The organism is Streptomyces sp. EDA2-14, from assembly GCF_054963755.1.
The window spans coordinates 245,769-271,032 of record NZ_JBUEGE010000004.1; the positions used below are offsets into that span (position 1 = coordinate 245,769).

19 protein-coding genes are annotated in these 25,264 nt (G+C 71.4%); 8 read left to right on the forward strand and 11 right to left on the reverse strand.

All coding sequences use genetic code 11. The annotated features are described in order from the left end of the window. Positions 1-50: 50 nt before the first annotated feature. Positions 51-3,296 (reverse strand): BTAD domain-containing putative transcriptional regulator, encoded by a 3,246-nt coding sequence (locus ACY34M_RS14055; RefSeq protein WP_462717944.1) that lies wholly within the window; start codon positions 3,294-3,296, stop codon positions 51-53. Between the two features lie 149 nt (positions 3,297-3,445). On the opposite strand from ACY34M_RS14055, the gene ACY34M_RS14060 reads away from it, so the two are divergent. Beyond that, positions 3,446-3,895, forward strand: a complete 450-nt coding sequence (locus ACY34M_RS14060) for a DUF4267 domain-containing protein (RefSeq protein ID WP_462717945.1) — start codon at positions 3,446-3,448, stop codon at positions 3,893-3,895. 77 nt (positions 3,896-3,972) lie between these two features. On the opposite strand, the gene ACY34M_RS14065 is transcribed toward ACY34M_RS14060, so the two are convergent. The 6 genes from ACY34M_RS14065 to ACY34M_RS14090 form a co-directional block, all read right to left on the reverse strand. Next, a complete protein-coding gene (locus tag ACY34M_RS14065; RefSeq protein ID WP_462717946.1) occupies positions 3,973-4,806 on the reverse strand; it encodes a PIG-L family deacetylase in 834 nt (277 codons plus the stop codon). Between the two features lie 135 nt (positions 4,807-4,941). Continuing rightward, complete coding sequence (gene aac(6') / locus ACY34M_RS14070) at positions 4,942-5,415, reverse strand: aminoglycoside 6'-N-acetyltransferase (RefSeq protein WP_462717947.1); 474 nt, start codon at positions 5,413-5,415, stop codon at positions 4,942-4,944. Positions 5,416-5,423: 8 nt separating this feature from the next. Further along, positions 5,424-5,639: a hypothetical protein gene (locus ACY34M_RS14075; protein ID WP_462717948.1), complete on the reverse strand. Its 216-nt coding sequence runs from the start codon at positions 5,637-5,639 to the stop codon at positions 5,424-5,426. 49 nt (positions 5,640-5,688) lie between these two features. Next, positions 5,689-6,741 carry a glycosyltransferase family 2 protein gene (locus ACY34M_RS14080; protein WP_462717949.1) on the reverse strand — a complete coding sequence of 351 codons (1,053 nt, stop codon included), beginning with the start codon at positions 6,739-6,741 and terminating at the stop codon, positions 5,689-5,691. 157 nt (positions 6,742-6,898) lie between these two features. Further along, positions 6,899-7,636, reverse strand: a complete 738-nt coding sequence (locus ACY34M_RS14085) for a winged helix-turn-helix transcriptional regulator (protein WP_462717950.1) — start codon at positions 7,634-7,636, stop codon at positions 6,899-6,901. Between the two features lie 88 nt (positions 7,637-7,724). Then, positions 7,725-9,977: a penicillin acylase family protein gene (locus ACY34M_RS14090; protein ID WP_462717951.1), complete on the reverse strand. Its 2,253-nt coding sequence runs from the start codon at positions 9,975-9,977 to the stop codon at positions 7,725-7,727. A gap of 273 nt (positions 9,978-10,250) precedes the next feature. Between ACY34M_RS14090 and ACY34M_RS14095 the strand changes: the two genes are divergently transcribed. From ACY34M_RS14095 to ACY34M_RS14105, 3 genes are all read left to right on the forward strand, one after another. Then, positions 10,251-10,589: a hypothetical protein gene (locus tag ACY34M_RS14095; protein WP_462717952.1), complete on the forward strand. Its 339-nt coding sequence runs from the start codon at positions 10,251-10,253 to the stop codon at positions 10,587-10,589. Positions 10,590-10,668: 79 nt separating this feature from the next. Further along, the gene (locus tag ACY34M_RS14100; RefSeq protein WP_462717953.1) at positions 10,669-11,688 is read left to right on the forward strand and encodes a hypothetical protein; all 1,020 of its coding nucleotides are present in this window, start codon (positions 10,669-10,671) and stop codon (positions 11,686-11,688) included. Further along, complete coding sequence (locus tag ACY34M_RS14105) at positions 11,672-12,112, forward strand: RDD family protein (protein ID WP_462717954.1); 441 nt, start codon at positions 11,672-11,674, stop codon at positions 12,110-12,112. Before ACY34M_RS14100 ends, ACY34M_RS14105 begins: the two co-directional genes overlap by 17 nt. A 3-nt stretch (positions 12,113-12,115) precedes the next feature. On the opposite strand, the gene ACY34M_RS14110 is transcribed toward ACY34M_RS14105, so the two are convergent. After that, positions 12,116-13,516: an MFS transporter gene (locus ACY34M_RS14110; RefSeq protein WP_462717955.1), complete on the reverse strand. Its 1,401-nt coding sequence runs from the start codon at positions 13,514-13,516 to the stop codon at positions 12,116-12,118. 164 nt (positions 13,517-13,680) lie between these two features. Between ACY34M_RS14110 and ACY34M_RS14115 the strand changes: the two genes are divergently transcribed. The 4 genes from ACY34M_RS14115 to ACY34M_RS14130 are packed head-to-tail and all read left to right on the forward strand — an operon-like array spanning position 13,681 to position 19,506. Continuing rightward, positions 13,681-14,103, forward strand: a complete 423-nt coding sequence (locus tag ACY34M_RS14115) for a DUF7144 family membrane protein (RefSeq protein ID WP_462717956.1) — start codon at positions 13,681-13,683, stop codon at positions 14,101-14,103. Between the two features lie 27 nt (positions 14,104-14,130). Then, on the forward strand, positions 14,131-15,090 hold the full coding sequence (locus ACY34M_RS14120) for a polyphosphate kinase 2 family protein (protein ID WP_462717957.1): 960 nt from the start codon (positions 14,131-14,133) through the stop codon (positions 15,088-15,090). Next, positions 15,087-17,801, forward strand: a complete 2,715-nt coding sequence (locus tag ACY34M_RS14125; protein WP_462717958.1) for a cation-translocating P-type ATPase — start codon at positions 15,087-15,089, stop codon at positions 17,799-17,801. The genes ACY34M_RS14120 and ACY34M_RS14125 overlap by 4 nt, the downstream gene beginning before the upstream one ends. 7 nt (positions 17,802-17,808) lie before the next feature. After that, a complete protein-coding gene (locus ACY34M_RS14130) occupies positions 17,809-19,506 on the forward strand; it encodes a SulP family inorganic anion transporter (protein ID WP_462717959.1) in 1,698 nt (565 codons plus the stop codon). A 37-nt stretch (positions 19,507-19,543) separates the two neighbouring features. Here ACY34M_RS14130 and ACY34M_RS14135 read toward each other — a convergent pair whose 3' ends face one another. The 3 genes from ACY34M_RS14135 to ACY34M_RS14145 are packed head-to-tail and all read right to left on the reverse strand — an operon-like array spanning position 19,544 to position 25,169. After that, a complete protein-coding gene (locus tag ACY34M_RS14135) occupies positions 19,544-21,016 on the reverse strand; it encodes an alpha-amylase (protein ID WP_462717960.1) in 1,473 nt (490 codons plus the stop codon). Then, on the reverse strand, positions 21,013-23,703 hold the full coding sequence (locus tag ACY34M_RS14140) for an MGH1-like glycoside hydrolase domain-containing protein (RefSeq protein ID WP_462717961.1): 2,691 nt from the start codon (positions 23,701-23,703) through the stop codon (positions 21,013-21,015). The genes ACY34M_RS14135 and ACY34M_RS14140 overlap by 4 nt, the downstream gene beginning before the upstream one ends. A gap of 23 nt (positions 23,704-23,726) precedes the next feature. Continuing rightward, positions 23,727-25,169, reverse strand: a complete 1,443-nt coding sequence (locus tag ACY34M_RS14145; RefSeq protein WP_462717962.1) for a hypothetical protein — start codon at positions 25,167-25,169, stop codon at positions 23,727-23,729. Positions 25,170-25,264: the final 95 nt, after the last annotated feature.

The following is a 25,264-nucleotide window of genomic DNA, read 5'->3' on the forward strand; positions in this document are numbered from 1 at the left end:
CGCAGGCAGGGGGCCCGAATGTGCCCTGAGGGCATCAAGTCGGCGATGTCTCAACGGGGTTGTGCGGGGGAGGCGTGGGTGCGCGCCTCCGCTGCCCAGTGCGGGGCGTTCCAGCGGTCGGCGATCGTGGCGGCCCGTGCGAAGTGGGTGGTGGCCTCGGCGGGGCGGTTCAGGAAGAGGGCGAGTTCGCCGAGGGTGTGGGCCACCGGGCGCAGGGCCAGCGACAGGCTCTCCGTGCCGGCCGGTGGGCCGTCGCGGTGGGGGAGCAGGTCCGCGTAGAGCCGCTCGGCGGCGGTGCGGTCGTCCAAAGCGATGAGGACCGCCGCGCGCAGGGTCGCCAGGAAGGTGAAGAAGAAGTCGGGTCTGATCGGGCCCGGTGACGCGTGGACCCGGCGCGCCTCGTCGGCGCGGCCCGCGGCGAGCAGGGCGAGGACGAGCAGGTCGGTGGCCATCGGGCCGACCTCCTCGTGCAGGGCGCGCACGTCGTCCACGTGGTCGCCGAGCGTGCCGTCGTTCACCCGGACCGTCGCGAGTGCGAGGCGGAGGAAGCCCGTGTGCACCGAGCCCGCCCGTTCCATGGGTTCACAGGCCTCGACGTAGCCGCGCGCGGCGTCGGCGTACCGGCCCTCGACGAGCGCCAGGGCCGCCACCGCGATCTCGGCGACACCGGTCGGCTCCCGCATCCGGTAGGCACGGGCGAGTTCGAGCGTTTCCGCGACCGCGCGGCGCAGGGTCGCCGGGTCGTTCGCCGCGGCGGCGTTCGTTGCCTGGTTGAGCAGCCCGGTCACGCGGTAGACGGGCAGATCGTGCTCGATGCCGAGCTCCACCAGCTCGCGGGCGTACTCCGGACGGCCGGTGTCACCGGCGAGGACCAGGAGCGCCGCGGCGCGCAGCCGCGGACCGGTGGCGAGGTCGAGTGCTTCCCGCGCCGCTTCCATGGCCGCCGGATCGTCCTCGCCCTCCAGCTCGTTGGCGTACGCGGTGAGGAGCTGGGAGCGTACGGCGGGGGCGAGTCCGGACCGCTTGAGGAGGCGGCGCAGGCGGTCGACGACGGGGCGGTCGACCGTGCCATAGGTGCGGGCCAGCCACGGTGTGGGCTCGGTCCATGCGGTGAACGCGGCGATCATCAGGTCGTCCCGGCCGATCGACTCGGCGAACTCCACGGCCCGTTCACGGGTCTGCCTGGCCGCGGCGACCGCCCCCGCCCTGATCTGCGCGCGGAGCAGCCTGCCGAACAGGTCGACGCGCTCGTCCGGGTCGCCGGAGATGGCGACGGCGTCGGTGAGGAGCGCGGCCGCCACGTCGTGCGCGTAGCGCGCCTCGGCCGACTCGGCCGCCCGTACGCAGTGGCCGACGGCCTTCGGTGATCCCGCGCGCGCGTAGTGGTGGGCGAGCGCCGCGACATCGCCCGTGCCCTCCAGCGCGGCGGCGATCCGGGCGTGCATCCGGGTGGCCCGCAACCGGCTGACGTCGTCGACCAGTGTGTCCCTGACCAGCGCGTGCACGAACCGGACGCGTCCGGGCCCCGGTTCGTCGAGCAGTCCGGTGACGACCCCGGCGTCCAGCGCGTCCAGCACCCCGTCCTCGTCGCAGTCGGCGGCCCGGACGAGCACGTCCACCGGGCTCTCCCGGCCGGCCACCGCCGCGAGCCGCAGGACGGACACACCGCTCTCGGGCAGCCGCGCGAACCGGCGCCGCAGCACGTCCCGTACGCCCTCGGGGACTTCGGAGAGCGCGACCAGCGCGCCCTCGCCGTTCAGCAGCCGCGCGCTCTCCCGCACGTAGAAGGGGTTGCCGCCCGTCCGCTCGGCGATCCCGGCGACGGTCGCGTCGTCGGCCCCGCCGCCGGTGTCGCACTCGGCGCGGACGAGTTCCGCGACCGCGTCGCCGCTGAGCCCCGGCAGGGCCAGCCGCAGCGGTGCGGTGCGGGCGAGGGAGCCGAGTGCTTCCGTGAGGCGTTCGCCCTCGTCCGCGCGGTACGCCGCGACGACCAGGATCGGGGCCCGTACGCCGACACAGCCCCCGAGCAGTTCCAGCGTGGCGGCGTCGGCCCAGTGGAGGTCGTCCAGGACGACGGCGACCGGGCGGCCCGCGGCGGCCGCGGTGAGCCAGGCCCACACCGCGCGGCGCAGCCGGAACCGACCGGCCGCCGTGTCACCGTCCACCGGCGCCGAGTCCGTGAGCAGCGGCGCCACGTCGTCCGCGAACGCTCCCGGAGACACGCTCACGGCCACGCCCCGCAGCGCCTCGACCCACGCCCAAGCGGGCGGCGCACCCGCCACCTCCGGGCAGCGCCCGGTGGCCACGAGCCACCCGGCGTCGCCGAGCCGCGCGCCGAGCTGCTCCAGCAGCGTCGACTTGCCGAGCCCGGCCTCTCCGGTGACCAGCGCGGCGTGCATCCCGTCGACGGCGGCCTCTTCTGCACGCGCCAGCAGCGCGGCGAGTTCGCCGTCCCGCCCGACAAACCGCGTATCAACCGGCCCATGGGTGACCGCAGTTGGTCCTGGTGCCTCCGCGGGGCGCGACGGGACGGCCGCGCGCAGGAAGTCCGTGCGCCGCGTGAGGATCGCGTCCTCCAGCTCCACCAGGTCGGGGCCGGGATCGAGGCCCAGCTCGGTGACGAGGACGCGGCGGGCCCGGCGCAGCGCGGCCAGGGCGTCGGCCTGCCGGCCGCTGCTCCACAACGCGAGGGCGTGCAGGCGCCAGCCCTCCTCGCGCAGCGGCTCGTCACGGGTGAGGCCCTCCGCCTCGGGCACCACCGCCGCGGCGTCGCCGAGCCGCAGCCCCGCCGCGACGTGCAATTCGCGGGCGACCAGGCGCAGTTCGTTCAGGCGTGAGGTCTCCGCCGTGGCCCACGGTTCGTCGGCGACCTCCGCGTACGCGGGTCCCTGCCACAGCGCCAGCGCCTCGGCCAGCCGGGTCCGGGCGGCACGGGGATCGGCGAGCGCGCGGGCGTCGTCGAGCAGTTCCTCGAAGCGCCACGCGTCCACCGCGCCGGGCGGCAGCCGCAGCGCGTAGCCGGGCGACGCGCTCACCAGCAGGCGGGCCGGGGTCCGCGGTGGGCGGCCGGGCTCCAGCAGACGGCGCAGATTCGACACGTACGCCTGCAACGACGCCAGCGCGCGCGACGGAGGTTCACCGCGCCACAGGTCCTCGACCAGCCGGTCGACCGGCACGACCTGCCCGCGCGCGGCCACCAGCAGGGCCAGCACGCCGCGCTGTCGCGGCCCGCCGAGCGGGACGGGCGCGCCGCCGACCTCGGCCGCGAACGAGCCCAACACCCGGATCAAGACCATGACGCGGCTCATTCTACGAATGCCCGCCTCCAAGTCGACTCCAAGTGCCTCCCAAACAGGGGGAGTCAGCCTTGAGCACATCGCACCAGGGCCGGACCTGGACCGGTGGAGCTTCTGGCGTCCCACCGGGGAGACACAAGGAGACGAACATGCCGCTCAAGACCATCAACACCGTTCTGATCACCGCCTGCGTCCTCTTCTGCTTCTACCTCGGGGTGTCCTTCGTGCTGGCCCCCGGGACGAGCGCACCGGGCTTCGGGCTGCCCCACTACCCGTCGGGCGACGGCGGCGGTTTTCTGGTCGTCAAGGGAATCCGCGACTTCGTCTCCGGGGTGATCCTGGCCGTCCTGCTGCTGGCCGGCCAACGCCGTGTCCTCGGCTGGGTCCTGCTGGCCCAGGCCCTCACGCCGATCGGCGACATGACGACGGTGCTCGCCCACCAGGGCCCGGCGTCCGTCGCGTTCGGCGTCCACGGTCTGACCGCGGCGCTGGTCGCCGGCATCGGCCTGCTGACGCTGCGCGAGACCCGCAAGAGCGCCCCCGCACCGGCGGCGACCCGGGCGGGCCGGACCCCCGACGTCGCCCTGCGGCAGCGATGAGCCGAGCCGCCCGGTCCACGACGAGGCGCCCCACCGGATCCGGTGGGGCGCCTCGTGTGTTGCGTCAGCCGGGAGGATCAGCGCAGTCCGGCGAAGAGGTCGTCCTCGGGGAGGGCCGCGTCGGTGGTGTCCTTGACGCGTACGAAGGTCTCCATGCCCATGAACTCGCCGAACCGCTCCTTGCCCATCTTGAGGAAGAAGATGTTCTCGCCCTGGCTGGCGTGCGCGGCCAGCGAGTCGAACTTCTGGCCACTGAACGCGGTGGTGTCCACCCACGTGGTGATCTCTTCGTCGGGCAGGCCCAGCTCGGCCATCGCGGCGGTCTCGGCGGGGTCCGGCTCCGGCATGTCCGGGTGCAGCTCGCGCATGACCTCCCCGAACCGCTGCATCCCCGATCGGGGCATCGTCGTCCAGTACACCTTCGGCGTCAGCTCGGTCAGCTCCAGCGCCGCCATCGTGATCCGGTGGGCCTGGATGTGGTCGGGGTGGCCGTAGAAACCGTTCTCGTCATAGGTGACGACCACATCGGGCTTGTAGTGCCGCATGAGCTCCGCGAGCCGGGCGGCGCCTTCCTCGACGGGGGTCTGCCAGAAGGAGTCGGGCGCGTCGTTGCTCGGCCAGCCGATCATTCCGGAGTCGGCGTAGTCCAGCATCTCCAGATCACTGATCTTCAGCGCCTCGCAGCTCGCCTCGAGCTCCTGCCTGCGCATCCGGGCAACGGCCGCCGGATCGTGTCCGGCCTCGCCCGGCTTCACACCTCCCGGCCCGTCACCGCACCCGCCGTCGGTACAGGTCACGAGCACCGTGCGGATTCCTTCGGCGGCATATCGCGCGAGAACACCACCGGTACTGGTCGCCTCGTCGTCGGGGTGGGCGTGCACGGCCATGAGCGTCAAGGGCCGGTCGGTCATCAAAGTCCTCCTGCGGACAAAAGCGGTGGTCAAAATACGCGGCCGCAATCCCGGCCCACCCAGATGCAACCGCACCGACCACCTCGACTGTTCCCGGGACGGCCGATTTGCCCGGGGCATCGTGCCCCGGTTGCTTCAGGTGAGTTCCTCCGCCAGGAGGTCCATGAGGAGTCCGTCCTCCCACGTGCCCGTCCGGTGGTTGCGCCAGTACGAGCGCAGGGTTCCCACGGGCTTGAAGCCGACCTTGGCGTAGCTGCGGATCGCCACCGTGTTGGCCGCGGCGGGGTCGATGGTCAGGCGGTGGTGGCCGCGTTCCCGTACCAGCCATCCGGCCAGCGTGCGCACGGCGTCGGTGCCCAGGCCCTTCCCGTGGTGCCGCGCCGACAGGAAGATGTCGATGCCGGCGTGGCGGAACTCCGGGTCGTTCTCCTCGTCGAACTGGATCGCGCCGATGACCTGCCCGTTGAGGACGACGGCGAGCATGTCGTCGAAGTCGTCCGGTGGCGACCACCACGCGGCGACCTCCGGTTCCCGCACGATCCCGGCGAGGATCTTGTCCTCGCCATGTGTCACGGGCCGCAGGAGGACCTTGTCCCCGTTCAACTCCATGTCCCTCATCATGCCTTGGGAGCGGAGGCGCTGTACGGACCCGGGCCCCGGTCCTTGCCCGCGATGACCGGGCTGAGGGTGCGCAGGGCGAGGCCCGCGGCGATCAGGGTGAGGCAGCCGACGACCAGGCCGAGGATCGCGAGCGGGCTGAGGCCGCCGGTCATGGCGAGGGCGCCGGTGCCCGCGCCGCCGAGTGCCGCGGCGCTGGTGGGGTTTCCGTACATGGTGGTCAACTCCTGGGTGGGGATGGGTCGGTGGACGGGGGCCGCCGGGTCAGGTGGCCACCCAGTGGGCCTCACGGCGCAGCACCAGGTCGACGAGCGAGCGCACGAACACGGCCTGCCGGAAGACGTCGTACAGCAACTCCGGTATCAGCGGCAGCGCGAGGAGCGTGGCCCGCCAGCCGAGGCGGCGCACGGTCAGGGTCCGTTCGACGACGAAGATCAGCATGATCGAGGTCCAGAAGAGGGACAGGCCGCCCCAGCCGACGATGGTGAGGTTCAGGACCGCGAACAGGAAGAACAGGAAGAGGGCCAGCGCGCCGACGCCGAGCCTGATCTGCTGGCCGAAGTACTTCCGGGTGACGGACGTCCAGCCGTAGTCGCGCAGGTTCTCCAGGGCGCCGCGCTGCCAGCGCAGCCGCTGGTGCCACAGCTTGCCGACCGAGGGCATCACCTCGGTGACCAGCCAGCAGCCGTCGGGCGAGACGGTGCGGTGACCGAGTGTCTTGACGGCCTTGGTGATCTCGTCGTCCTCGGTGAGGGAGGCGAGGGAGTAGTAGCTCTCGCCGCCGCCGATGACCCCGTCGAGGCGGGCCTGGCGCACCTGGCGCAGGACGCCCGCGCGGAACAGGCTGCCGGTCCCGGTGAGCACGACGGCCTCGTTGTTCTTGCGCCGGATCTCCAGGGCGTAGCGCTGGTACTCCATGCGCTGCAGCTGGCCGAGGAGCCCGCCGCCCGGTTCGCCGTAGAAGACCCCGCCGACCGCGCCCACGGTCGCGTCCTCCATGGCCTCCACGGCGCAGCCCACGAACTCGGGGTTCAGGACCGTGTCGGCGTCCTGGACCAGCACCAGGTCCGCGTCGGCCAGGTCCGCCATCAGTGGCGCCATGGCCTGATTGAGGGCGCCGGCCTTCTTGTCCTTGTTGTCCGTGGGCACGAAGACCTCGGCGCCGCAGTACTCGGCGATGCGCGCGGTGCGGTCCGTGCAGTTGTCGGCGACGACGACGATGCGGTCCGGGCGGACCGTCTGGCGGTACAGGCCCGCCAGCGTGGCGACGATGCGGTCCTGTTCGTTGTGTGCGGGGATGAGTGCGACGAGTGTCATGGACGAGCTGTCCCTTGCTCTGCCGTGGACGGCCGCAGGCGGATCGCCTGACGACGTCCTCGACTGTGAGCGGGCCGGGGAGCAGCTCGGTCGTAGGAAGGTTGCGCGACGGTTGCAGCGGGCCGCGCGGGCGGGAAGGGGACTTTCGGCCTGGTACCTACGCCGGGTGCGAGCCGGGCACAACGTACCGGTAGCCGACTCCGCGCACGGTTTCGATGGGCGCCTTCCGCCCGGTGGCGCCCTCGATGCCGCGGCGCAGACGCAGCACGGCGTACTTCACCTTGTGCGGATCCTCTCCGGAGCGGCCGCGCCACGCGCGGTGCAGCAGCTGCTCCGCGGTGAGGACCTGCCCCGGATTACGGGCGAAGACGTGCAGCAGGTCGAATTCGAGCGGGGTCAGCGGTACGTACTGGCCGCCCATGGTCACCTCATGACTGCCGAGGTCGAGCCGGACGCAGCCGTCCTCGAGGAGCTGGTCGGGAGGCACCACGGGCGTCGCCCGGCGAAGCCGGGCCATGACCAGGGCCCTGGCCAGCCCCCCGGGCATGCCGAGCCAGATCACGTCGTCCGCGCCGGCGTCGAGGGCCCGCACGGCGGCCGCCGCGTCGAGGCCACGGGTGGCCACGATGATGCGGAGCTCCTCGGTCATGTCCCGGACCCGCCGGAGCACCTCCCAGGGCCCCGGGTCGCGCACGTGGAGACCGAGCACCAGCAGGTCGGGCTGGTATCGGTACAGGTCGCGCAGGGTGTCGTGGCCGGTGTGCGCGAGGTGGTACGAGAAGCGGGGGTCGTCCAGCTCGGCCAGCCACTCCAGGGGCACGTCGGGCGCCACCGCCACCAGAAGCAGTGGCAGCGCCCGGCCTCGTGGGCCGTGGGGGGATGCGGACGCCTGCATATCCCACATGGTCGGACCGTGGGGAGCGCGTGTCGAACGGACCGCACTCCGCTCGGGCCCGGCCCAAGAGGCGCTCACACCCCCGTCGTCATACCCCTGGGTGGTACTTTCGCTCCACGTGCCCCTTCAGGTCCTCCGGGTAGAAGTACACCGGCCGCAGGTCCCCGCTCGCGTACCGTTTGACCTGGTCGCCGAAGTGCGGGGAGTCCGGGTGGCCGCTGGCGCCGCCGGCCGTGACCGCCCAGGCGCGGACCTTGGGGCCGAACTCGACGACCGCCACGAAGCTGTTGCCGCTCGTGCCGTAGTAGCGCTTCGTGCCCGGGTAGCGCTTCGCGCCGAAGGAGGCGAGGGAGCCCCACTGGGCGGACGTGAAGGGGACCGGGTAGCTGGGCCTGGTGTCGTCGAAGGTCTGGGTGACGGCGCCGTCGTTGCGCTGGTACCGGTTGATCTCGGACCAGGGGACCCGCCAGTCGCCGAAGTCCTCGGTCAACCGGTCCACCGCCGATTCGAGTGCCGTCAGGCGCTGGGTGTCGGTGGCGCGGTCCGCCATGTAGTCCCAGACGGTGAGGCCCGCGTCGGCCGCCGCCTTGGACACCAGGGCCCACAGGGCCTCGCCCCAGAACACGGCCAGCGACGTGGCCGTCGACCTGCCGGACCAGCGGTGGTCCCAGGTACGCAGGAGCTCGGTCGGGGCGGCGAGTTTCTTCTTCCGGGCGTTGCCGGAGGGGAGCCCGTCCCATGCCTTGGCCAGGCCGGGCAGGAGGCGGGCGAAGGCTGTCAGGTACGGGTCGAAGGCACCCTCGATCAGGGACTGCGGGGTGAAGTCGTCGCGTGACGTCAGCACGCGGATCGCGTGCGGGCCCCGCGGGTTCTCGCCCGCCTTGTCGAAGTAGCGGGGGTAGTCCGACGCGTGCGGACTGTCCGCGCCCGCCGCCGTCCAGGGCCAGTTGTTGCTGTTGAACGCCCAGCCGCTCTTCGGGTTCACCGCCCGCGGCATGCTGTCCAAGGTGTGCAGCCCGTGCCAGTCGGTGGCCGGGTCGCTGCCGTCCACCGGCTTCATGTAGTCGAAGCGGTCGTCGCGGACCGGCATGAACTGCGGCATCAGGAAGGCGATGTCGCCCTTGGAGTCCGCGAAGAGGGTGTTGTTGGAGCTGTTGGCCTTCAGCTCCGCCACCTTGAGGTACTCCGCGTAGTCGCGGGTCGTCGTGCGCAGATAGCTCTGCTTGAGTGCCTCGACCGGCTTGTTCATCAGCGCGCACGCGATCCACTTGCCGTCGGCCTCGCGGACGACGGGGCCGTGGTGGGTCGCGTACGTGGTGAAGGTGTGGTGTTCCCGGCCGCCGTTCTCCGTGCGGCAGGTGAGAGTGATCTCGTTCGTGGTGACCGGGCGGCGGTCCTTGCCGTAGCGGTAGGTGTACGAGCCGTCCGCGGCGCGGTCGACCGTCTCCGCGAACTCGTCGATGTTGTCGACACCGCTCGATGTGTGCATCCAGCCGGTGTGTTCGTTGAAGCCCTGGTAGATGAAGAACTGGCCCCAGGTCGCGGCGCCGTAGACATCGAGGCCCTCTTCGCTCGTCACGTGCTGTTCCGAGCGGAAGAAGAAGCTGGTGTGCGGGTTGATGAGGAGGAGCGCGTGGCCGTCGCGGGTGTGGCCCGGGGCCAGTGACATGCCGTTGGATCCCGAGGGTTCGCGGAACTTCAGGCCGCGCTCCTCGTCCGTCATGGGTACCTCGCGCTGGGCGTAGAACGCCTCCAGCTGGCTGAGTGCCACCGATTCGATGTCACCGCCGATGCTGCCCTCGGAGAAGCTCAGGGGCATCCACGGCTCGAAGCGGGTGAGTACGCGGGGGTGCACGTCGGGGTGGGTGGCCAGGTAGAAGTTGAGGCCGTCCGCCCAGCCGCGCATCAGTGCGCGCAGCCACGCCGGGCACTTCGCGTATTGCTTCTTCAGGTCCTCCGGGTCGATGAACAGGCGCTGGCGCAGGTCCTGCCAGAGCGCGCTCTCGCCCTCGGACTCGGCGAGCCGGCCCAGGCTGACCAGGTAGTTGCGCTCGATGCGGTTGAAGTCGTCCTCGGCCTGCGCGTACATCATCCCGAACACCGCGTCGGCGTCCGTCTTCCCCACCACGTGCGGAATGCCCCAGTCGTCGCGGATGATCGTCACCCGGTCCGCTTGTCTCTTCCAGCGGACGAGGTCGCCGGGGGACGACTGCGCGGCGGCGGACGCGATGCCGGAGGGCAACGTTGTCGCGGCGACGGCGAGGGACGCGGCGCCGCCCATCACGCGGCGTCGGCTCGGACCGTCGTGCTTTACGTGGTGTGCGCGAGGTACGTGGCTCATGCGGGGGCTCCACCTTCGTCAGGGTGATGAGGGCGGGCGTGGGAATGCGACCACGCCGTGCCGGGGCCGAGACTATGAACCTCCCGCCCAAATGATCAACAGGGCGTACGGGAGCAGTCGTTGGCGGATTTGACCCCTTGACGGCCTTTTGCGTTCACATCTGTCCGTCCTTGTTCACCCTTGCGGAGCGATGCCGGTGCGCGGGTGCGTGCGGATGCTGGCCTCTCAAGTCCGGCGCTCTCGGGGGGACTTATGACATGGAACGTTCCGCTCGTGGCTCGTAGGCCGAAGGCCCTGTCGCCCGGACCGGATGCCGCACCCGTTGTGCTGCGGTGTGTCGCGGGCTGTCTGTTGATCGAGGTGCGCGAGGCGATCGGCCCCGCCGCCGAGGCCCGTCTCGGCCGGGTGCTGCACGGGGCCATCCGGCCGGGCGGGGCGGGCGTCTTCGTCGACCTGCGCCAGGCGCGGGACCTCGGCGCCAGCGGGCTCAGCGTCCTGCGCCTCGCCCGGCTGCTCGCGGAGCGGCGGGGGCTCGCGTTCGGGTTCGTCGGAGACTTCGCCGAGAACTTCGCCGAGGACCGGCCACCCGTCCCCGAACTGCCGCCCGCGTGAGGGGGCTGTGCTGCCGGGGCCCTGTCACTCACCCGCCGCGGAGGATGCCGGAGCCCCGGCCGCCTGTTTCGGTCACGGAATGACCGAGGTGAGTGCGGAAGCCGCCGCGAGGGCGGCCGGCCGGTTGGTGCGGGGTGCGGTGGGCGCTCTGGGCGCCGTGGGGAAAGTGCCGCGTCTGGTGGTTCGCCGGTCGGTCGGTGCGGTGCTCGACTGCCTGGACCTGGACGCGATCGTCGACCGGGTCGACGTGAACCGGATCGCCGACCGGGTGGACGTGGCGAGGATCGTGGCGCGGGTGGACGTGAATGCGGTGGCGGGGCGCGTCGATGTGGGGGCGGTGGTGGACCGGGTCGACGTGGCGGCGGTGGTCGACCGGGTCGACGTGAACGCGATCGCCGGGCGGATCGATGTGGCGGCGGTGGTCGAGCGCGTGGACGTCGATGCGATTGCCGGCCGCGTGGATGTGGCGGCCGTCGTCGGCCGCGTGGACGTGAATGCGATCGCGGACCGCGTGGACGTGGAACGCGTCGCGCGCCGGGTGGACGTGAACGCTGTCGCGGATCGCGTGGACGTGGATCGGGTCGCCGATCGCGTGGATGTGGATCGGGTCGCCGATCGTGTGGATGTCGACCGGGTTGCGGATCGTGTGGACGTGGATCGGGTTGCGGACCGCGTGGACGTGGACCGGGTTGCGGATCGTGTGGATGTCGACCGGGTGGCGGACCGTGTGGATGTGGTCCGGGTGGCCGATCGTGTGGACGTGGATCGGGTTGCGGACCGTGTGGATGTGGTCCGGGTGGCGGACCGTGTGGATGTGGTCCGGGTGGCCGATCGCGTGGATGTCGACCGGATCGCCGCCCGCGTGGACGTCGACCGGATCGCCGCCCGGCTGAACGTGGACGCCGTGCTCGCCCGGTTCGATCTGGTCGGGATCACGCGGGGGGTGTTGCGGGAGATTGATCTTGGGCGGATCGTGCGGGACACCGGGGGCGGGCTCACCGTTGAGGCCGTGGACGCCGTGCGGGTGCTGGGGCAGCGGGGGGACCGGGGCGTGAATCGGTTCGCCGATCGGCTGTTGCGGCGTGTCGAGCCGGAGTGACGGGGCGCCCGACGCGGCCGGCATCGTGTCGCGTGGGCTGGCCGCGCTCGTCGACGCGCTCGTGCTGGCCGTGACGGGACTTGTGGTCGAGGTGAGCGCGGCCTGCGCGCGGTGGGTGGTCGTCGGGCCGCCGTTTCGGCTGCCCGACGTACCCCAGTGGCTGGCCGGACCCGTCGGGTGGGTGCTCGCGGTCTGTTACCTGGGCGGTTCGTGGGTGGCGATGGGGGCCTCGCCCGGTGCCCGGCTGATGGGGGTGAGCGTCACCGACCGGGTGGGGCGGCGGCTGCGGCCACTGCGGGCGCTCGCACGGGCCGCGCTGTGCGTGACCTTTCCGCTGGGGCTGTTCTGGATACCGTTCAGCAGACGGCGCGCGGCGGTGCAGGATCTCGTGATGCGTACCGCCGTCGCGTACGACCCCCACTAGCCGTTACGCCTCATTGGTGTTCGGCGGTGTCCTCGGCAGCTTCGCCGCCGCGCCCAGGCCGCCGAGGCCGATGGCCGCCAGGACCCACAGCGCGACGGCGTACGGGCCGACGGCCGGGTCCGCCACGAGGATCGTGCCGGCGAGCGCCGTGCCCACCGACGAACCCAGGTTGGACACGCTGCGGGAGAGGCCGGAGATCTCGCCCTGGAGGTCCTCGGGGAAGCTGGACTGCACGACGTTGACCGACGGTGTCAGCATGAGGCCGATGCCCAGGCCGATCAGGAACAGGCCGGGCGTGAACGTCCAGGCCTTCGGCGAGCCGTGGGCCAGGGCCAGCAGCACGCCGATGCCGCACACCGTGATCGCGAAGCCGGCCATGACGAGGCTGCGTTGCTCGCGGCGCTTGGCGAACCGTTCCGCACCGAGCGAGCTGATCAGCAGGCCCAGCGTCGACGCGGTGAAGATGACGCCCGTGCCGATCGCGCTGTAGCCGCGGACGACCTGGAGATAGGTGGCGACGACGAACGAGAGACCCATGAGGATCAGCCACTGGAGGTGCTGGGTGATCAGGCCGAGGATCGACGTCCGGTTGTGGAACAGCGCGGTGGGCAGCAGCGGTTCGGCCCCGGTGCGCTCCCGCCTGCGTATCCAGCGGAAGAACGCCGCCTGGACCAGCGCACCGACCAGGAGCAGCGCCCCCATGAGCCAGGGATTCTCGTCGGCCAGGAGGATCCCGAGGACCAGGAAGACGAGTCCGCTCGCCGACAGGACCGCGCCCACCGTGTCGAAGTCGCGTGCGCGGTCCGGTGGGAGCGGGTCCTTGAGCCCCCGGCTCAGCACGATGATGACGGCGACCACCACCGCCTGGAACACGAAGGCGGCCCGCCAGCTGATCGCCGACGTGATCAGGCCGCCGAGGAGCGGCCCCGTGGCGGCGCCGATGCCGGCGAAGGCCATGATCGTGCCGAACGCCTTCGCCCGGCCGGCCACGTCGGTGAAGTACAGCGTGGTGAGGATGTACACCGGGGGGATCAGGAGGGCGGTGCCGATGCCCTCGAGGATCGAGTTGCCCAGGATCAGCAGGCCGAGGCCGGGGGCCACCGCGCTGAGCAGCGCCCCCGCACCGTAGATTCCGAGGCCGAGGACGAGGCAGGGCTTGCGGCCGTAGCGGTCGGCGAGGATCCCGCCGGGGATCATCAGCGCCGCCATGACCAGCAGGAAGACCGTGATCGCCGTCTGTACGCCCTGCACGGTGGTGTCCAGGTCCTTGCTGATGTCCTTGATCATCACGTTCATGTTCGACCCGGCGAAGCTGCAGATGAACTGGGCCAGCGCGAGCGGGGCGAGGATGCGGCGGCGCCGGCTGCCGCTCAGAACGTCCTCCGTCCGTGGGGTGCCTGCCACGCTCATCGCCTCGCTTCGGTCCGCCGCCCTGATCCCCGTCAGCCTCCGTGCGGGCCAGCGGTCGGGCGTCACCCCCGGAGGGTGACGCCCCTCGCGGACGCGGGCGCCACACTCTGCTGCACAGCGGTGCGCTTGGCACCTTTCTCTAGCTTGGGGGTCCAGTGATGGCCACCTCGACCACGTCGCAGCACGGCATGGGCAGCGCGAAGGAAGCTGCCGCCGGCGGGCTGACGATCTTCGCCGCGGTGATGCTCTTCATCGCCGGGTCCATGGGCTTCTGCCGCGGCCTCATGGCGGTGCTGGAGGACAACGTGTTCCTCAGTACGCCCAACTACGTCTTCCAGTTCGACCTCACGACCTGGGGCTGGATCCACCTGATCCTCGGCGCGGTCGCCGTTGCCGTCAGCCTGGGCCTGTTCGTCGCGATGAAGTGGGCGAGGATCCTCGGCATCGTCCTCGCGACGCTGCTCATCATCGGCAACTTCCTCTCCATCCCGTACTACCCGTTCTGGTCCCTGACCCTGATCGCGATCAACGCGCTGGTGATCTGGGGCCTGTGCGTGGTGCGGCGGGACACCCTTTACTGAGACCGACCGTGCTGGCCGAGGTGGCGCATGAAGGACGAGCGGGCCGAGCGGATCGCCGAGTTCATCGCACCCCTGCGGGTCGAACCCGGTACGAGGGTGCACCTGTCCAAGGACTTCGACCCCGCACGGAAGTCGGGCCTGGAGGGCAAGCGGCAGGGCAAGGAACTGCTGAGCGAGGGTGTCGTCCTGCTCGCCGACTACCAGCGTCGCCTCGCCGCCGAGGGCAGGCACGGGGTGCTGCTGTGCCTCCAGGCCCTCGACGCCGGGGGCAAGGACGGCACGATCCGCCACGTCATGAGCGGGGTGAACCCGCAGGGCGTGCGCGTGGCCGGGTTCAAGGTGCCCTCGAACGAGGAGCTGAGCCACGACTACCTGTGGCGCTACGCCTGCGCGTTGCCGCGCCGCGGTGAGATCGGCATCTTCAACCGCTCCCACTACGAGGAGGTCCTCGTGGTGCGGGTGCACTCCGAACTCCTCGCCCGGCAGGGGCTGCCGGGCCGCAAGCAGAGCGGCAAGGCGCTCTGGCGCCGGCGCTACCGGGAGATCAACGACTGGGAGCGGTATCTGACGGACAACGGGTTCAGGATCGTCAAGCTGTTCCTGAACCTGTCCAAGGAGGAGCAGCGCATCCGTTTCCTGCGGCGCATCGACGTTCCGGAGCGGAACTGGAAGTTCTCGGCGGCGGACGTGCGGGAGCGCGCCCGGTGGGACGACTACCAAGAGGCGTTCGAGGACATGCTGTCCGCCACGAGCACCCGCTGGGCCCCCTGGTACGTCGTGCCCGCCGACCACAAGTGGTACGCGCGGATCTGCGCGGCGTCCGTGCTCGCCCACACCCTGATGGACATCGACCCGCAGTACCCGGAGGTCGGGGAAGAGGCCCGGCGTGAACTGGCCGCGGAACGGGAGGCGTTGGAGAAGGAGGCGCCGCCCGGTGCGGAGGCCGACCCGTACGCCCACAAAGGCGGACGGAGGCGGTCCCGGTGACGGCCGCTGCGACCGGCCCCGGCGCCCCGCCCGAACGCCTCTGGTACGCCCAGCCCGCCGACGCGGTGGCCCGCGAACTCGGCGTGGACCCGGCCACGGGACTCGACACGGCGCGGGCGACGGCGCTGCGCGCCGAGCACGGACCCAACGCGCTGCCCGAGGAACGGCCGGTTCCGGCGCTGCGCCGGATCCTCGCCCAGTTCACCTCGTACATGCAGATCATCCTCGTCGCGTCCGCCGTCGTGTCGCTCGCCATCCAGGAGTGGGGCACCGCGGTGGTGCTGTTCGCCCTGTCCGTCCTGAACGCGGTGATCGGCCTGCGCCAGGAGGGCAAGGCGGACAGCGCCATGAACGCGCTGAAGGCGATGACGAAGGCCACCGCACGGGTGCGGCGTGACGGCAAGGAGGCCGAGATCCCCGCGGAGGACGTGGTCGTCGGGGACGTGGTGCTGCTCGCCGCGGGGGACGAGGTGCCGGCGGACGGCCGGCTCGTCGCGGCGACCGCGCTGCAGATCGACGAGTCGGCGCTCACCGGCGAGAGCGTGCCCGTCGCCAAGGACGCCAGGCCGGTCCAGACGCCGGTGCCGAACGGGGACGTGGGGCCCGCCGACCAGAGCGACATGGCGTTCATGAACACCCCGGTGACGCACGGCAGCGGCGTGCTTCTCGTGACCGCCACGGGGGCGGCCACGGAGCTGGGCCGGATCTCCGGGATGCTGACGGCGACACCCCGCGAGATGTCGCCGCTGTCCAAGGAGCTGAACCGGCTGACGCTGTGGATCGTCGGGGCCGCCGCGCTCACCATGGTCGTGATGTTCGCCCTCGGCCGCAGCCGCGACGAGGCCTGGGACGCGCTGTTCGTCAGCGCGGTGTCGCTGGCCATCGCGGCCGTGCCGGAGGCGCTGCCGACGGTCACCCAGACCATCCTGTCGCTGGGCGGGCTCGACCTCGCGCGCCGCAACGCGATCGTCAAGGACCTGCCGTCCGTGGAGACGCTGGGCTTCACCTCGGCCGTGAACTCCGACAAGACCGGCACCCTGACGATGAACCAGATGACGGTCGTCGAGGTCGTCGACGCCTTCGACCGGTACACGGTCTCGGGCAGCGGCTACGACCTGGACGGCAGGATCCACCACGCCGTGGGCAGCTCGCCCGGCATCGAGGAGGCGATCCTGCCGTACCTCGTCGCCAGCGACGCCGTGCTCGTCGACGGCGAGGTCGTGGGCGACCCCACCGAGGGCGCGCTGCTCGTGCTCGGCCACAAGGCGGGCCTCGACGTGGCCGCCACCCGGGAGCGGCTGCCCCGCCTCGCCACCCTGCCGTTCGACCCCGCGTACAAACTCATGGCCACCTTCCATGCGGCGCACGACGGGCAGGGTCGGCCCGTCGTGCGCTGCTTCGTCAAAGGGGCGGCGCCCGCCGTGCTCGCCCGCGCCACCACCGCCTTGTCGAACGGCGTGGGCATCGCCTTCGAGGCCGGGCTGCGCGGCCGGGCGGACGACGAGGCCGAGCGGATGGGGCGGGCGGGGCGCCGGGTGATGGCCGCCGCGACCCGCGACCTCGACCCGGCGACGTTCAGGCCGGACGGCGATCTCCTGGACCAGGTACGGGAGTTGCGGGTCACGAGCCTCGTCGGCATGGTCGACCCGCCGCGCCCCGAGTCGAAGGACGCCGTGGCCGCCGCGCAGGCCGCCCACATCCGCGTTCGCATGGTGACGGGCGACGACGTGATCACGGGGGCGGCGATCGCCGAGCAGATCGGGATCGGGGGAGAGGCGATCCTCGGCGCCGAGTTCGCGGCGCTCTCCGAGGCGGAGCGGCTCGACCGGATCGACGGGATCGGCGTGGTGGGCCGGGTCGCGCCCGAGCACAAGGTGCTGCTCGCCGAGACGCTGAAGAAGAAGGGGGACGTCGTCGCCATGACCGGCGACGGCGTCAACGACGCGCCCGCCATCAAGGCCGCCGACATCGGTGTGGCCATGGGATCGGGCACGGAGGTCGCCAAGAACGCGGGCCGGATGATCCTGTCCGACGACAACTTCGCCACGATCATCCACGCGGTGGAGCAGGGCCGGAAGATCTACGACAACCTCACCAAGTACATCCGCTTCGTGCTGATCCTGCTGGTCGTCTTCGTCCTCACGTTCCTCGGCGCGACGCTCTTCGACATCGCGGGCGGCGAGCCGTTCAACCCCGCACAGGTGCTGTGGATCCACTTCGTCGTCAACGCGGCCTTCGGTTTCTCCCTCGGCTTCGACCGGGTCGGCGCCGGGCTCATGACGCGCAGGCCCAGGCCGCGCGGCGAACCGGTGCTGACCCCGGCGCTGATGCTCACGGTCGGGCTCGTGGGCGTGGGCATCGCGGCCGCGCTGCTGAGCCTGATCAAGCTCGGCGAGGCCCGCTTCGACAGCGTCCGCGTCGGCAACTCCATCGCGTTCGCGGCGTTCGCGCTGTGCCTGATCGTGGCCGCGGTCGAGTGCCGCAGCCAGACCGGGACCGCGCTCACCGTCGAGACCTTCGACAGCAAACAGCTCAACTGGACGATCCTCGCCGAGTTCGTGCTCGCCGTGCTCGTCACGCAGACCGACGCCTTCAACCGGCTGCTCAACACCGTGCCGTTGCACATCGGCCAGTTCGGCTGGGCCCTGCTGCCCGCCCTCGCGCTCCTCGCGCTGTGGGAGCTGGGCAAGCTGATCGCCCGGCGGAGGTGAGCGGGCCGTGCCGCAGGGGCCGCCCCTGCCGCCCGGACTGAAGACCCTGCGCGGCTACCAGCGGTCCTGGCTGGTCAAGGACCTCGTGGCGGGCGCCGTCCTGACCACGCTCCTGGTACCGCAGGGCATGGCGTACGCGGAGCTCGCGGGGCTTCCGGCGATCACCGGTCTGTACACCTCGGTGCTCTGCCTGCTCGCCTACGCCGTCGCGGGCCCGTCCCGCATCCTCGTCCTCGGCCCCGACTCCTCGCTCGGCCCGATGATCGCGGCGACGGTCCTGCCGCTGGTCGCCTCGGAGGGCGACAGCGAACGCGCGGTCGCCCTCGCCTCGGTGCTCGCCCTCATGGTCGGGGCGATCACGCTCCTGGCGGGCGTGGCGCGCCTGGGCTTCATCGCCGACCTCATCTCCAAGCCCACGATGATCGGCTACATGAACGGCCTGGCCCTGACCATCCTCGTCGGCCAGCTGCCCAAGCTGTTCGGGTTCTCCGTGGACGCGGACGGACTGATCGCCGAAGTCGACGGTCTCGTACGGAAGCTGGCCGACGGGGCTGCCGTGCCCGCGGCGGTGGCCGTGGGCTGCGGCTGCATCGCCCTGATCCTGCTGCTGCAACGGCTGCTGCCGAAGGTGCCCGCCGTGCTCGTGATGGTGGTGCTCGCGATCGGCGCGACCGTCGTGTTCGACCTGGGGGAGCACGGGGTGAAGCTGGTCGGCCGGCTGCCCGAGGGGCTGCCGCCGTTCACCGTCCCCGACATCCGCTGGGACGATCTCGGCCCGCTGTTCGTGGGCGCCCTCGGCATCGCCCTCGTCTCCCTCGCCGACACCATCTCCAACGCCTCCGCGTTCGCGGGCCGCAGCGGCCAGGAGGTGCACGGCAACGACGAGATGATCGCCATCGGCGCGGCGAACGCGGCCGCGGGACTGTTCCAGGGCTTCCCCGTCAGCACGAGCGGATCACGCACGGCGGTGGCCGAACGGGCGGGCGCCAAGACCCAGTTGACGGGGCTCGTCGGCGCCGCGCTGATCCTGCTCATGCTCGTCCTGCTGCCGGGTCTGTTCCGGAACCTGCCGCAGCCGGCGCTCGCCGCCGTCGTCATCACGGCGTCGCTCTCGCTCGCCGACCTGCCCGGTACGGCGCGGCTGTGGCGGCAGCGCAAGGCCGAGTTCTGGCTGAGCACCGCCGCGTTCCTCGGGGTGGCGCTGCTCGGTGTGCTGCCGGGGATCGCCATCGCCGTGGGCTTGTCCATCCTCAATGTCTTCCGGCGCGCGTGGTGGCCGTACAGCACGGTCCTCGGGCGGGTGCCCGGCATCGAGGGCTACCACGACGTCCGCTCCCACCCGGAGGCCCAGCACCTGCCGGGCCTTGTGCTGCTGCGCTTCGACGCCCCGCTGTTCTTCGCCAACGCCAAGTCGTTCCGGGACGAGGTAGTGCGGGCGCTGCGCGGCGTCGTGGACCCGGCCTGCGTCGTGATCGCCGCCGAGCCGGTGACCGATGTCGACACGACCGCGGCGGACGTCCTGGAGGAGCTCGACGAGTCGCTGCGCGGGCGGGGTGTGGACCTGGTGTTCGCCGAGCTGAAGGATCCGGTGCGGCGGAAGATCGAGCGGTACGGGTTGGCGCGGAGCTTTGGGCCGGGAGCGTTCTACCCCACCGTCGAGAGTGCGGTGGAGGCGTACCGGGTGCGGGCCGGGGTCGAATGGTGAGCACCCGCCCCGCCGGGGGCAGCGCCCCGGGACCGAGTCACGACGCGGTCAGCACGTGTGTGCCCCACGGCGCCAGGTCCACGAACAAGCCGGTGTCCAGGATCTCCGTGCCGGACCGCTCGTACCGCTCGGGCCCGGTCAGGCTCGTCAACTGCCAGGTTTCACGCCCGAGGTCGGGCCACGGCAGGTGGATCCGTGCCTGCGCCTGCCGGTCGGACAGGTTCACCACCGTCAGGAAGTGCCCCGCAGGACCCGTCCAGCACGAGGCGATCAAGGACGCCGCCGTGTCGTTGTCCGGCCAGCCCGCACAGTCCAGGAGACGCCAGCTGCCGGTGCGCATACCGCTCTGGTGGACGCCCGTGAGCAGCCGCTCGTAGAAGGAGCGCAGCTCCTCGTCGACGGGCTCGTCGGGGCGCCGGTCGAGGAACACCGGAAGCTGGACGCGGCGCCCGGTGAACTGGCCCTCGTGCCACAGCGTCGCGCCGGGCAGCGTGGCGATCAGCACCGCCGCCGCGCGCTCCTTGTCCGGCGCCAGGGTGTGCGCGGCGCGCGGTTCGTCGTGGTTCTCCAGGAAGCGGACGAGCCGGCGCTGATACGCCTCGTCGGCGGTCAGATGGGCCCGCACGGACGCGGCGTCGTGCCCGAGGATCCGGTCGTAGAGCCGCTTGTCGTAGCAGAAGTCGAAGCCCTGCTGCTGGAGCTCCCATTCGAGGTCCCAGTACGCCTCCGCCGCGAACAGCATGCCCGGGCGCTTGCGGTGCACCGCGGGGATCACCTCGGACCAGAAGTCCTCCTGCGGCGGCTTGCCGACCCGCTCGCCCCAGGTGCGGGCGAAGACGTCGTTCGTCAGCAGCATCGCCATGTCGCAGCGCACCCCGTCGCAGACCCGGCCGATGTGGTCGAGGAGCTCGACGGTCGCGCGCCGCAACTGCGGCGCGAAGGCGTTGAGCTGGACGACGTCGGGCCACGGCGGGAAGAACGGGTCGCGGCCCCGCGCCAGAACCGCGCGCCCCGTGTCGAGGAAGGCGTCCGGCTCCCGCCGCAGGTCCTCGCTGTCGCCGCGCACGAACAGCTCGGGGTACTCGCCCACCCACGGGTTGTCGGGGGCGACATGGTTCGGCACGTAGTCGAGCAGCAGGCCGACGCCCCTGCGGTCGAGTTCGGTGCGCGCCGCGACGAGCCCGACGGCCCCGCCGAGCGAACCGTCGACCTCGTAGCGGCGGATGCAGTACGGCGAACCCGCGATGTCCCGCTCGCCGATACCGGGGACCGCCGCGTCGAAGGCGGCCCGCAGCGCCGGGTTCTGCAGGGCGATGGCGCGCCCCTGCGGGCTGCGTTCCCACACGCCCATCAGCCAGACGAGGTCGACCCCGGACGGGGTGATCTCGTCCCAGACGTCCTTCGGCACCTCCGCGAGGCCGATCTCGCGGCCGAGCCGTTTCCCCGTCTCCCGCAGCCACACCCGGGTGTTGACCTCGTGGATCACGGGCTGTGCCGGCAATGCGGTCATCGCTGCTGCCTCCTCGTCGTCCGCGGCCGGAAGGAGTCGGGGCCGAGCGTGCCGAAGACCTTCATCAGGGCCGCGACGAGACCGGTCCACCCCGTCTGGTGGGAGGCGCCGATGCCGGCGCCGTTGTCGCCGTGGAAGTACTCGTAGAAGCTGATCAGGTCCCGCCAGTGCGGGTCGTCCCGGAAGAGCGGCTGTCCGCCGTAGACCGGGCGGTGGCCGTCGGCGTCGCGCAGGAAGATGCGGCTGAGCCGCGTGGAGATCTCCTCCGCGACCTCGTAGAGGTTCTTGCGCACCCCGGATCCCGTGGGGCACTCCACGGTCAGCTCGTCGCCGTAGAAGCTGTACAGGTGCAGCAGGGACCGGATGACGAGGGCGTTCATCGGCAGCCACACCGGTCCGCGCCAGTTGGAGTTGCCGCCGAACATTCCGGTGTCCGACTCGGCGGGCAGATAGCCGACCTTGTACTCCTGGCCGTGCACCCAGAACGTGTACGGGTGCTCCGCGTGGTAGCGGGACAGCGCCCTGATCCCGTAGGGGCTGAGGAACTCGTCCTCCGACAGGACCCGGGACAGGACGCGCACCAGCTTCTTCTCGTCGACGACCGACAGGAGCCGCGGGCCGCCCGCCGTCCCGGCCTGCGCCTGGGCCAGCGTCACGGACAGCGACGGGTGGCGCGACGCGAACCGCCGCAGGCGCTCGGTCAGTCCCGACAGCCGCTCCAGCTGCTGGGGATGGAAGACGGTGGACGCGCACAGCGGCAGCAGTCCGACCATCGAGCGGATCTTCAGGCGCACCGCCTGCCCGTCCGGCAGCCGCAGCACGTCGTAGAAGAACCCGTCCTCCTCGTCCCACAGTTCGTCGTCGAGGTTGCCGATCCGGTCCATGGACGCGGCGATCCACAGATAGTGCTCGACGAACTTCAGGACCAGTTCCTCGTACGCCTCGTTCTGCTCGACGAGTTCGAGGGCGATCTGCAGCATCGACTGGCAGTACAGGGCCATCCACGCGGTGCCGTCGGCCTGTTCCAGGGAGCCGCCGGTGGGCAGCGGCGCGCTGCGGTCGAAGACGCCGATGTTGTCGAGGCCGAGGAAGCCGCCCTGGAAGACATTGCGGCCGCTGGGGTCCTTGCGGTTGACCCACCACGTGAAGTTCGTCAGCAGCTTCTGGAAGGTGCGCTCCAGGAACGCGTGGTCGGCGTGGCCCGTCGTCTCCTTCTCCACCGTGTACACGAAGTACGCGGCCCAGGCGTGCACCGGCGGGTTCACGTCGCCGAAGCTCCACTCGTAGGCCGGGATCTGCCCGTTGGGGTGCAGGAAGCGGTCCCGCAGCAGGAGTTCGAGCTGCTGCTTCGCGAAGTCGACGTCCACGACGGCCAGGGCGATCGCGTGGAAGGCGAGGTCCCAGGCCGCGAACCACGGGTACTCCCACTTGTCCGGCATCGACACGATGTCGTCGCTGATCATGTGGAACCACTCGCGGTTGCGCACACCGGGCCGCGGCAGGCTCCACGGCGTCAGTTCGTGCTCGGCCAGCCAGGTCTCCAGGTCGAACCCGTAGTACTGCTTGGACCAGAGCATCCCGGCGAGGGCCTGGCGCAGCACCCGCGCCTCGTCGTCACCCGCGTTCTTCGGCGTCAACTCCCGGTAGAACGCGTCCGCTTCGGCGATCCGGTCGCGGAACACGGAGTCGAAGCCGCGGGACAGCGAGAGCTGGGCACCGGCGGGCCCGAGACGCAGCCGCAACGTCTCGGACCCGCCGGCGGGCACGGTGACCACGTGGTGGGCGGCGGCCTTGGTGCCCTCGTGGTCCGGATTGACGGCCGCCCCCTCGCCCTCGATCAGGTAACGGCCGATGCCGTCCTTGACGTACGGGGAGGCACTGGGCGAGCCGAACAGGCGCTCGTTGTTGGTCTCGTTCTCCGTGAACAGCAGCTCGGCCGTGCCGCCGCAGCGCAGGTCGTAGCTGCCGAGCTCGGGGTGGTCCGCGCGGACCGTGCGGGTGGCGCGCGGGCCCTCGGCCTCCCGCAGCCGGGGCCTGCCCGTCGTGGCGGCGTGTTCGCCCCACGACCAGGTGTTGCGGAACCACAGCGTCGGCAGCACGTGCAGCGTCGCCTCGTCCGGGCCCCGGTTGTCGACGGTGATCCGCATCAGGATGTCGTCGTGGTCGGCCTTCGCGTACTCCACCGTCACGTCGAAGTACCGGTGCTCGTCGAAGACGCCGGTGTCGAGCAGCTCGTACTCGAACTCCTGCCGTGACCTGGACCCGTTGACGGACACCAGCTCGTTGTACGGGTACGGGCCCTGCGGATACTTGTACAGGTACTTCAGGTAGGAGTGGCTGGGCGTGGCGTCGAGGTAGAAGTAGTACTCCTTGACGTCCTCGCCGTGGTTGCCCTCCTGGTTGGTGAGGCCGAAGGCGCGCTCTTTGAGGATCGGGTCGCGGCCGTTCCACAGGGCGAGCGCGAGGCACAGCCGCTGCTTCTCGTCGCTGATCCCGCCGAGGCCGTCCTCGCCCCACCGGTAGGCACGTGACCGCGCGTGGTCGTGCGGGAAGTACGACCACGCGTCGCCGCCCGGGCTGTAGTCCTCGCGCACCGTCCCCCACTGACGCTCGCTCAGGTACGGGCCCCACAGGCGGGCGCGTCCGCTTCCGTCACCCTTCGGCCCGACGCGCGACTGCGTCTTCATGTGCACCCTCCCGGTACGGTCGGTCAGCCCGGCGCCCCAGTCTTGGCAGGTGGCCGCGGACCCGCCTCACCTTCCGGGGGTGAGCCACCCGCGCGGGCCGCGAGCGTCACGGCGACCTCGTACGCGGCCAGCAGCACGGCGATCACGAGGAGCCCCGTCCACGAGGACAGCAGGATCGACACCAGGACCGCGAGGACGGCGCCGCCGACCCGCAGCACGTCCACGTGCTTGGCCAGCCACGGCCGCAGCTGCCCGTCCTTGCCGACCCGCTCGCCCGCCCTCGCAAGCCCGCGGCCGGTGGCGCGGGCCCCCTGCACCGCCCACCCGCGCAGCGCCGAGGGCAGCCGGCCGGGACCCACCAGATAGGCGATCAGGGCGATGCCCACGCCGAGCCACAGAAGCTGGTCGCCCCGATCGCGCAGTGTCGTGAAGACGGTCCACAGTGCCGCGCGCAGTCCGTCGCGGTAGACGCCCTCCGGCATCTGGCCGAGCAACTGGTTCCGCACACCACGTAGGACGCCCGTCAGCACGGTGACCGTCACCACCAGCCACAGGCCGAGCTGGAGCAGGGTGCGCCGCCGGTTCGGCGACACCCACAGGGAGAGGGCGAGCAGGACCGGGACGGCGATCAGCAGGCCCACCACGGCGCGCTTGAACAGCACCACCGCGTCCTGGAGCTGACCGAGTGTGTGCCGGTTGTAGAGGCGGATCTGCGCGAAGTTCTCGGGCAGGTCCCTGCCGATCGCCTTCTCGATCCGCTCGTGCAGCCCCGGCGGCAGCTCGCCCGAGGTGAGCGTCGGCAGGTCGATCTTCTTGCCGAAGACGGAAGGGAGGTCGTTCTCCAGCGAGCCCAGCAGATTGTTGACCACGGGGAGCAGGTTGAGCGTCACCGTGTCGCCGTGCACCTGCACGTTCTTGTTCTTCTTCTCCAGCAGGGCGACGATGCGTTCGTGCGCGAGCCGGTTCGTGAACCGCCACAGGTCCTGGAACCGGTCCGTCGCCATCAGCTGAGAGATCTTCTCGCGCATGAAGTCGTGCACGGCCCCGGTCACGGGACCGGCGAGGAACGTGGCACGCGGGGGCAGCGCTTCGGACAGCCGCTTCTGGACATCGAGCTGGTCGAAGATCTCGTTCGTCAGATACGTGGAGACCGCCGCGTTCACGTCCGGGTCCTCGGGCAGCGGGCCCACCGTGGCGATCCAGCGGTCCGTGTTCAGGGTGGTCCGCGAACCCCACACGCCCACGACCGACGTCACAGCGAACACCGCGACGAGCGCGATCAGCACCGCGGCCACGGTCCGCCGCACCATGAACGTCCGCGCGCGGCGCCGCCGTTCGGTGCCGACGCGGTCGCGCAGCGTCTCGACCTCGGCGCGCAGCCGTTCCAGCTCGGCCTCGGTGGCGGCGGGCGCGCCGGGCGGCGTCCCCTCGCCCTCGCCCGGCCCGGGGGCCCGTTCATCGCTCATGGCGTGACACCTCCCGCGGCCAGCGTTGCCGCGGCCCGGTGCGCGTTGCTCACCTGTGGCGGGTGAAGCGCCGCGGGCACTGTCACCGCTGTGAT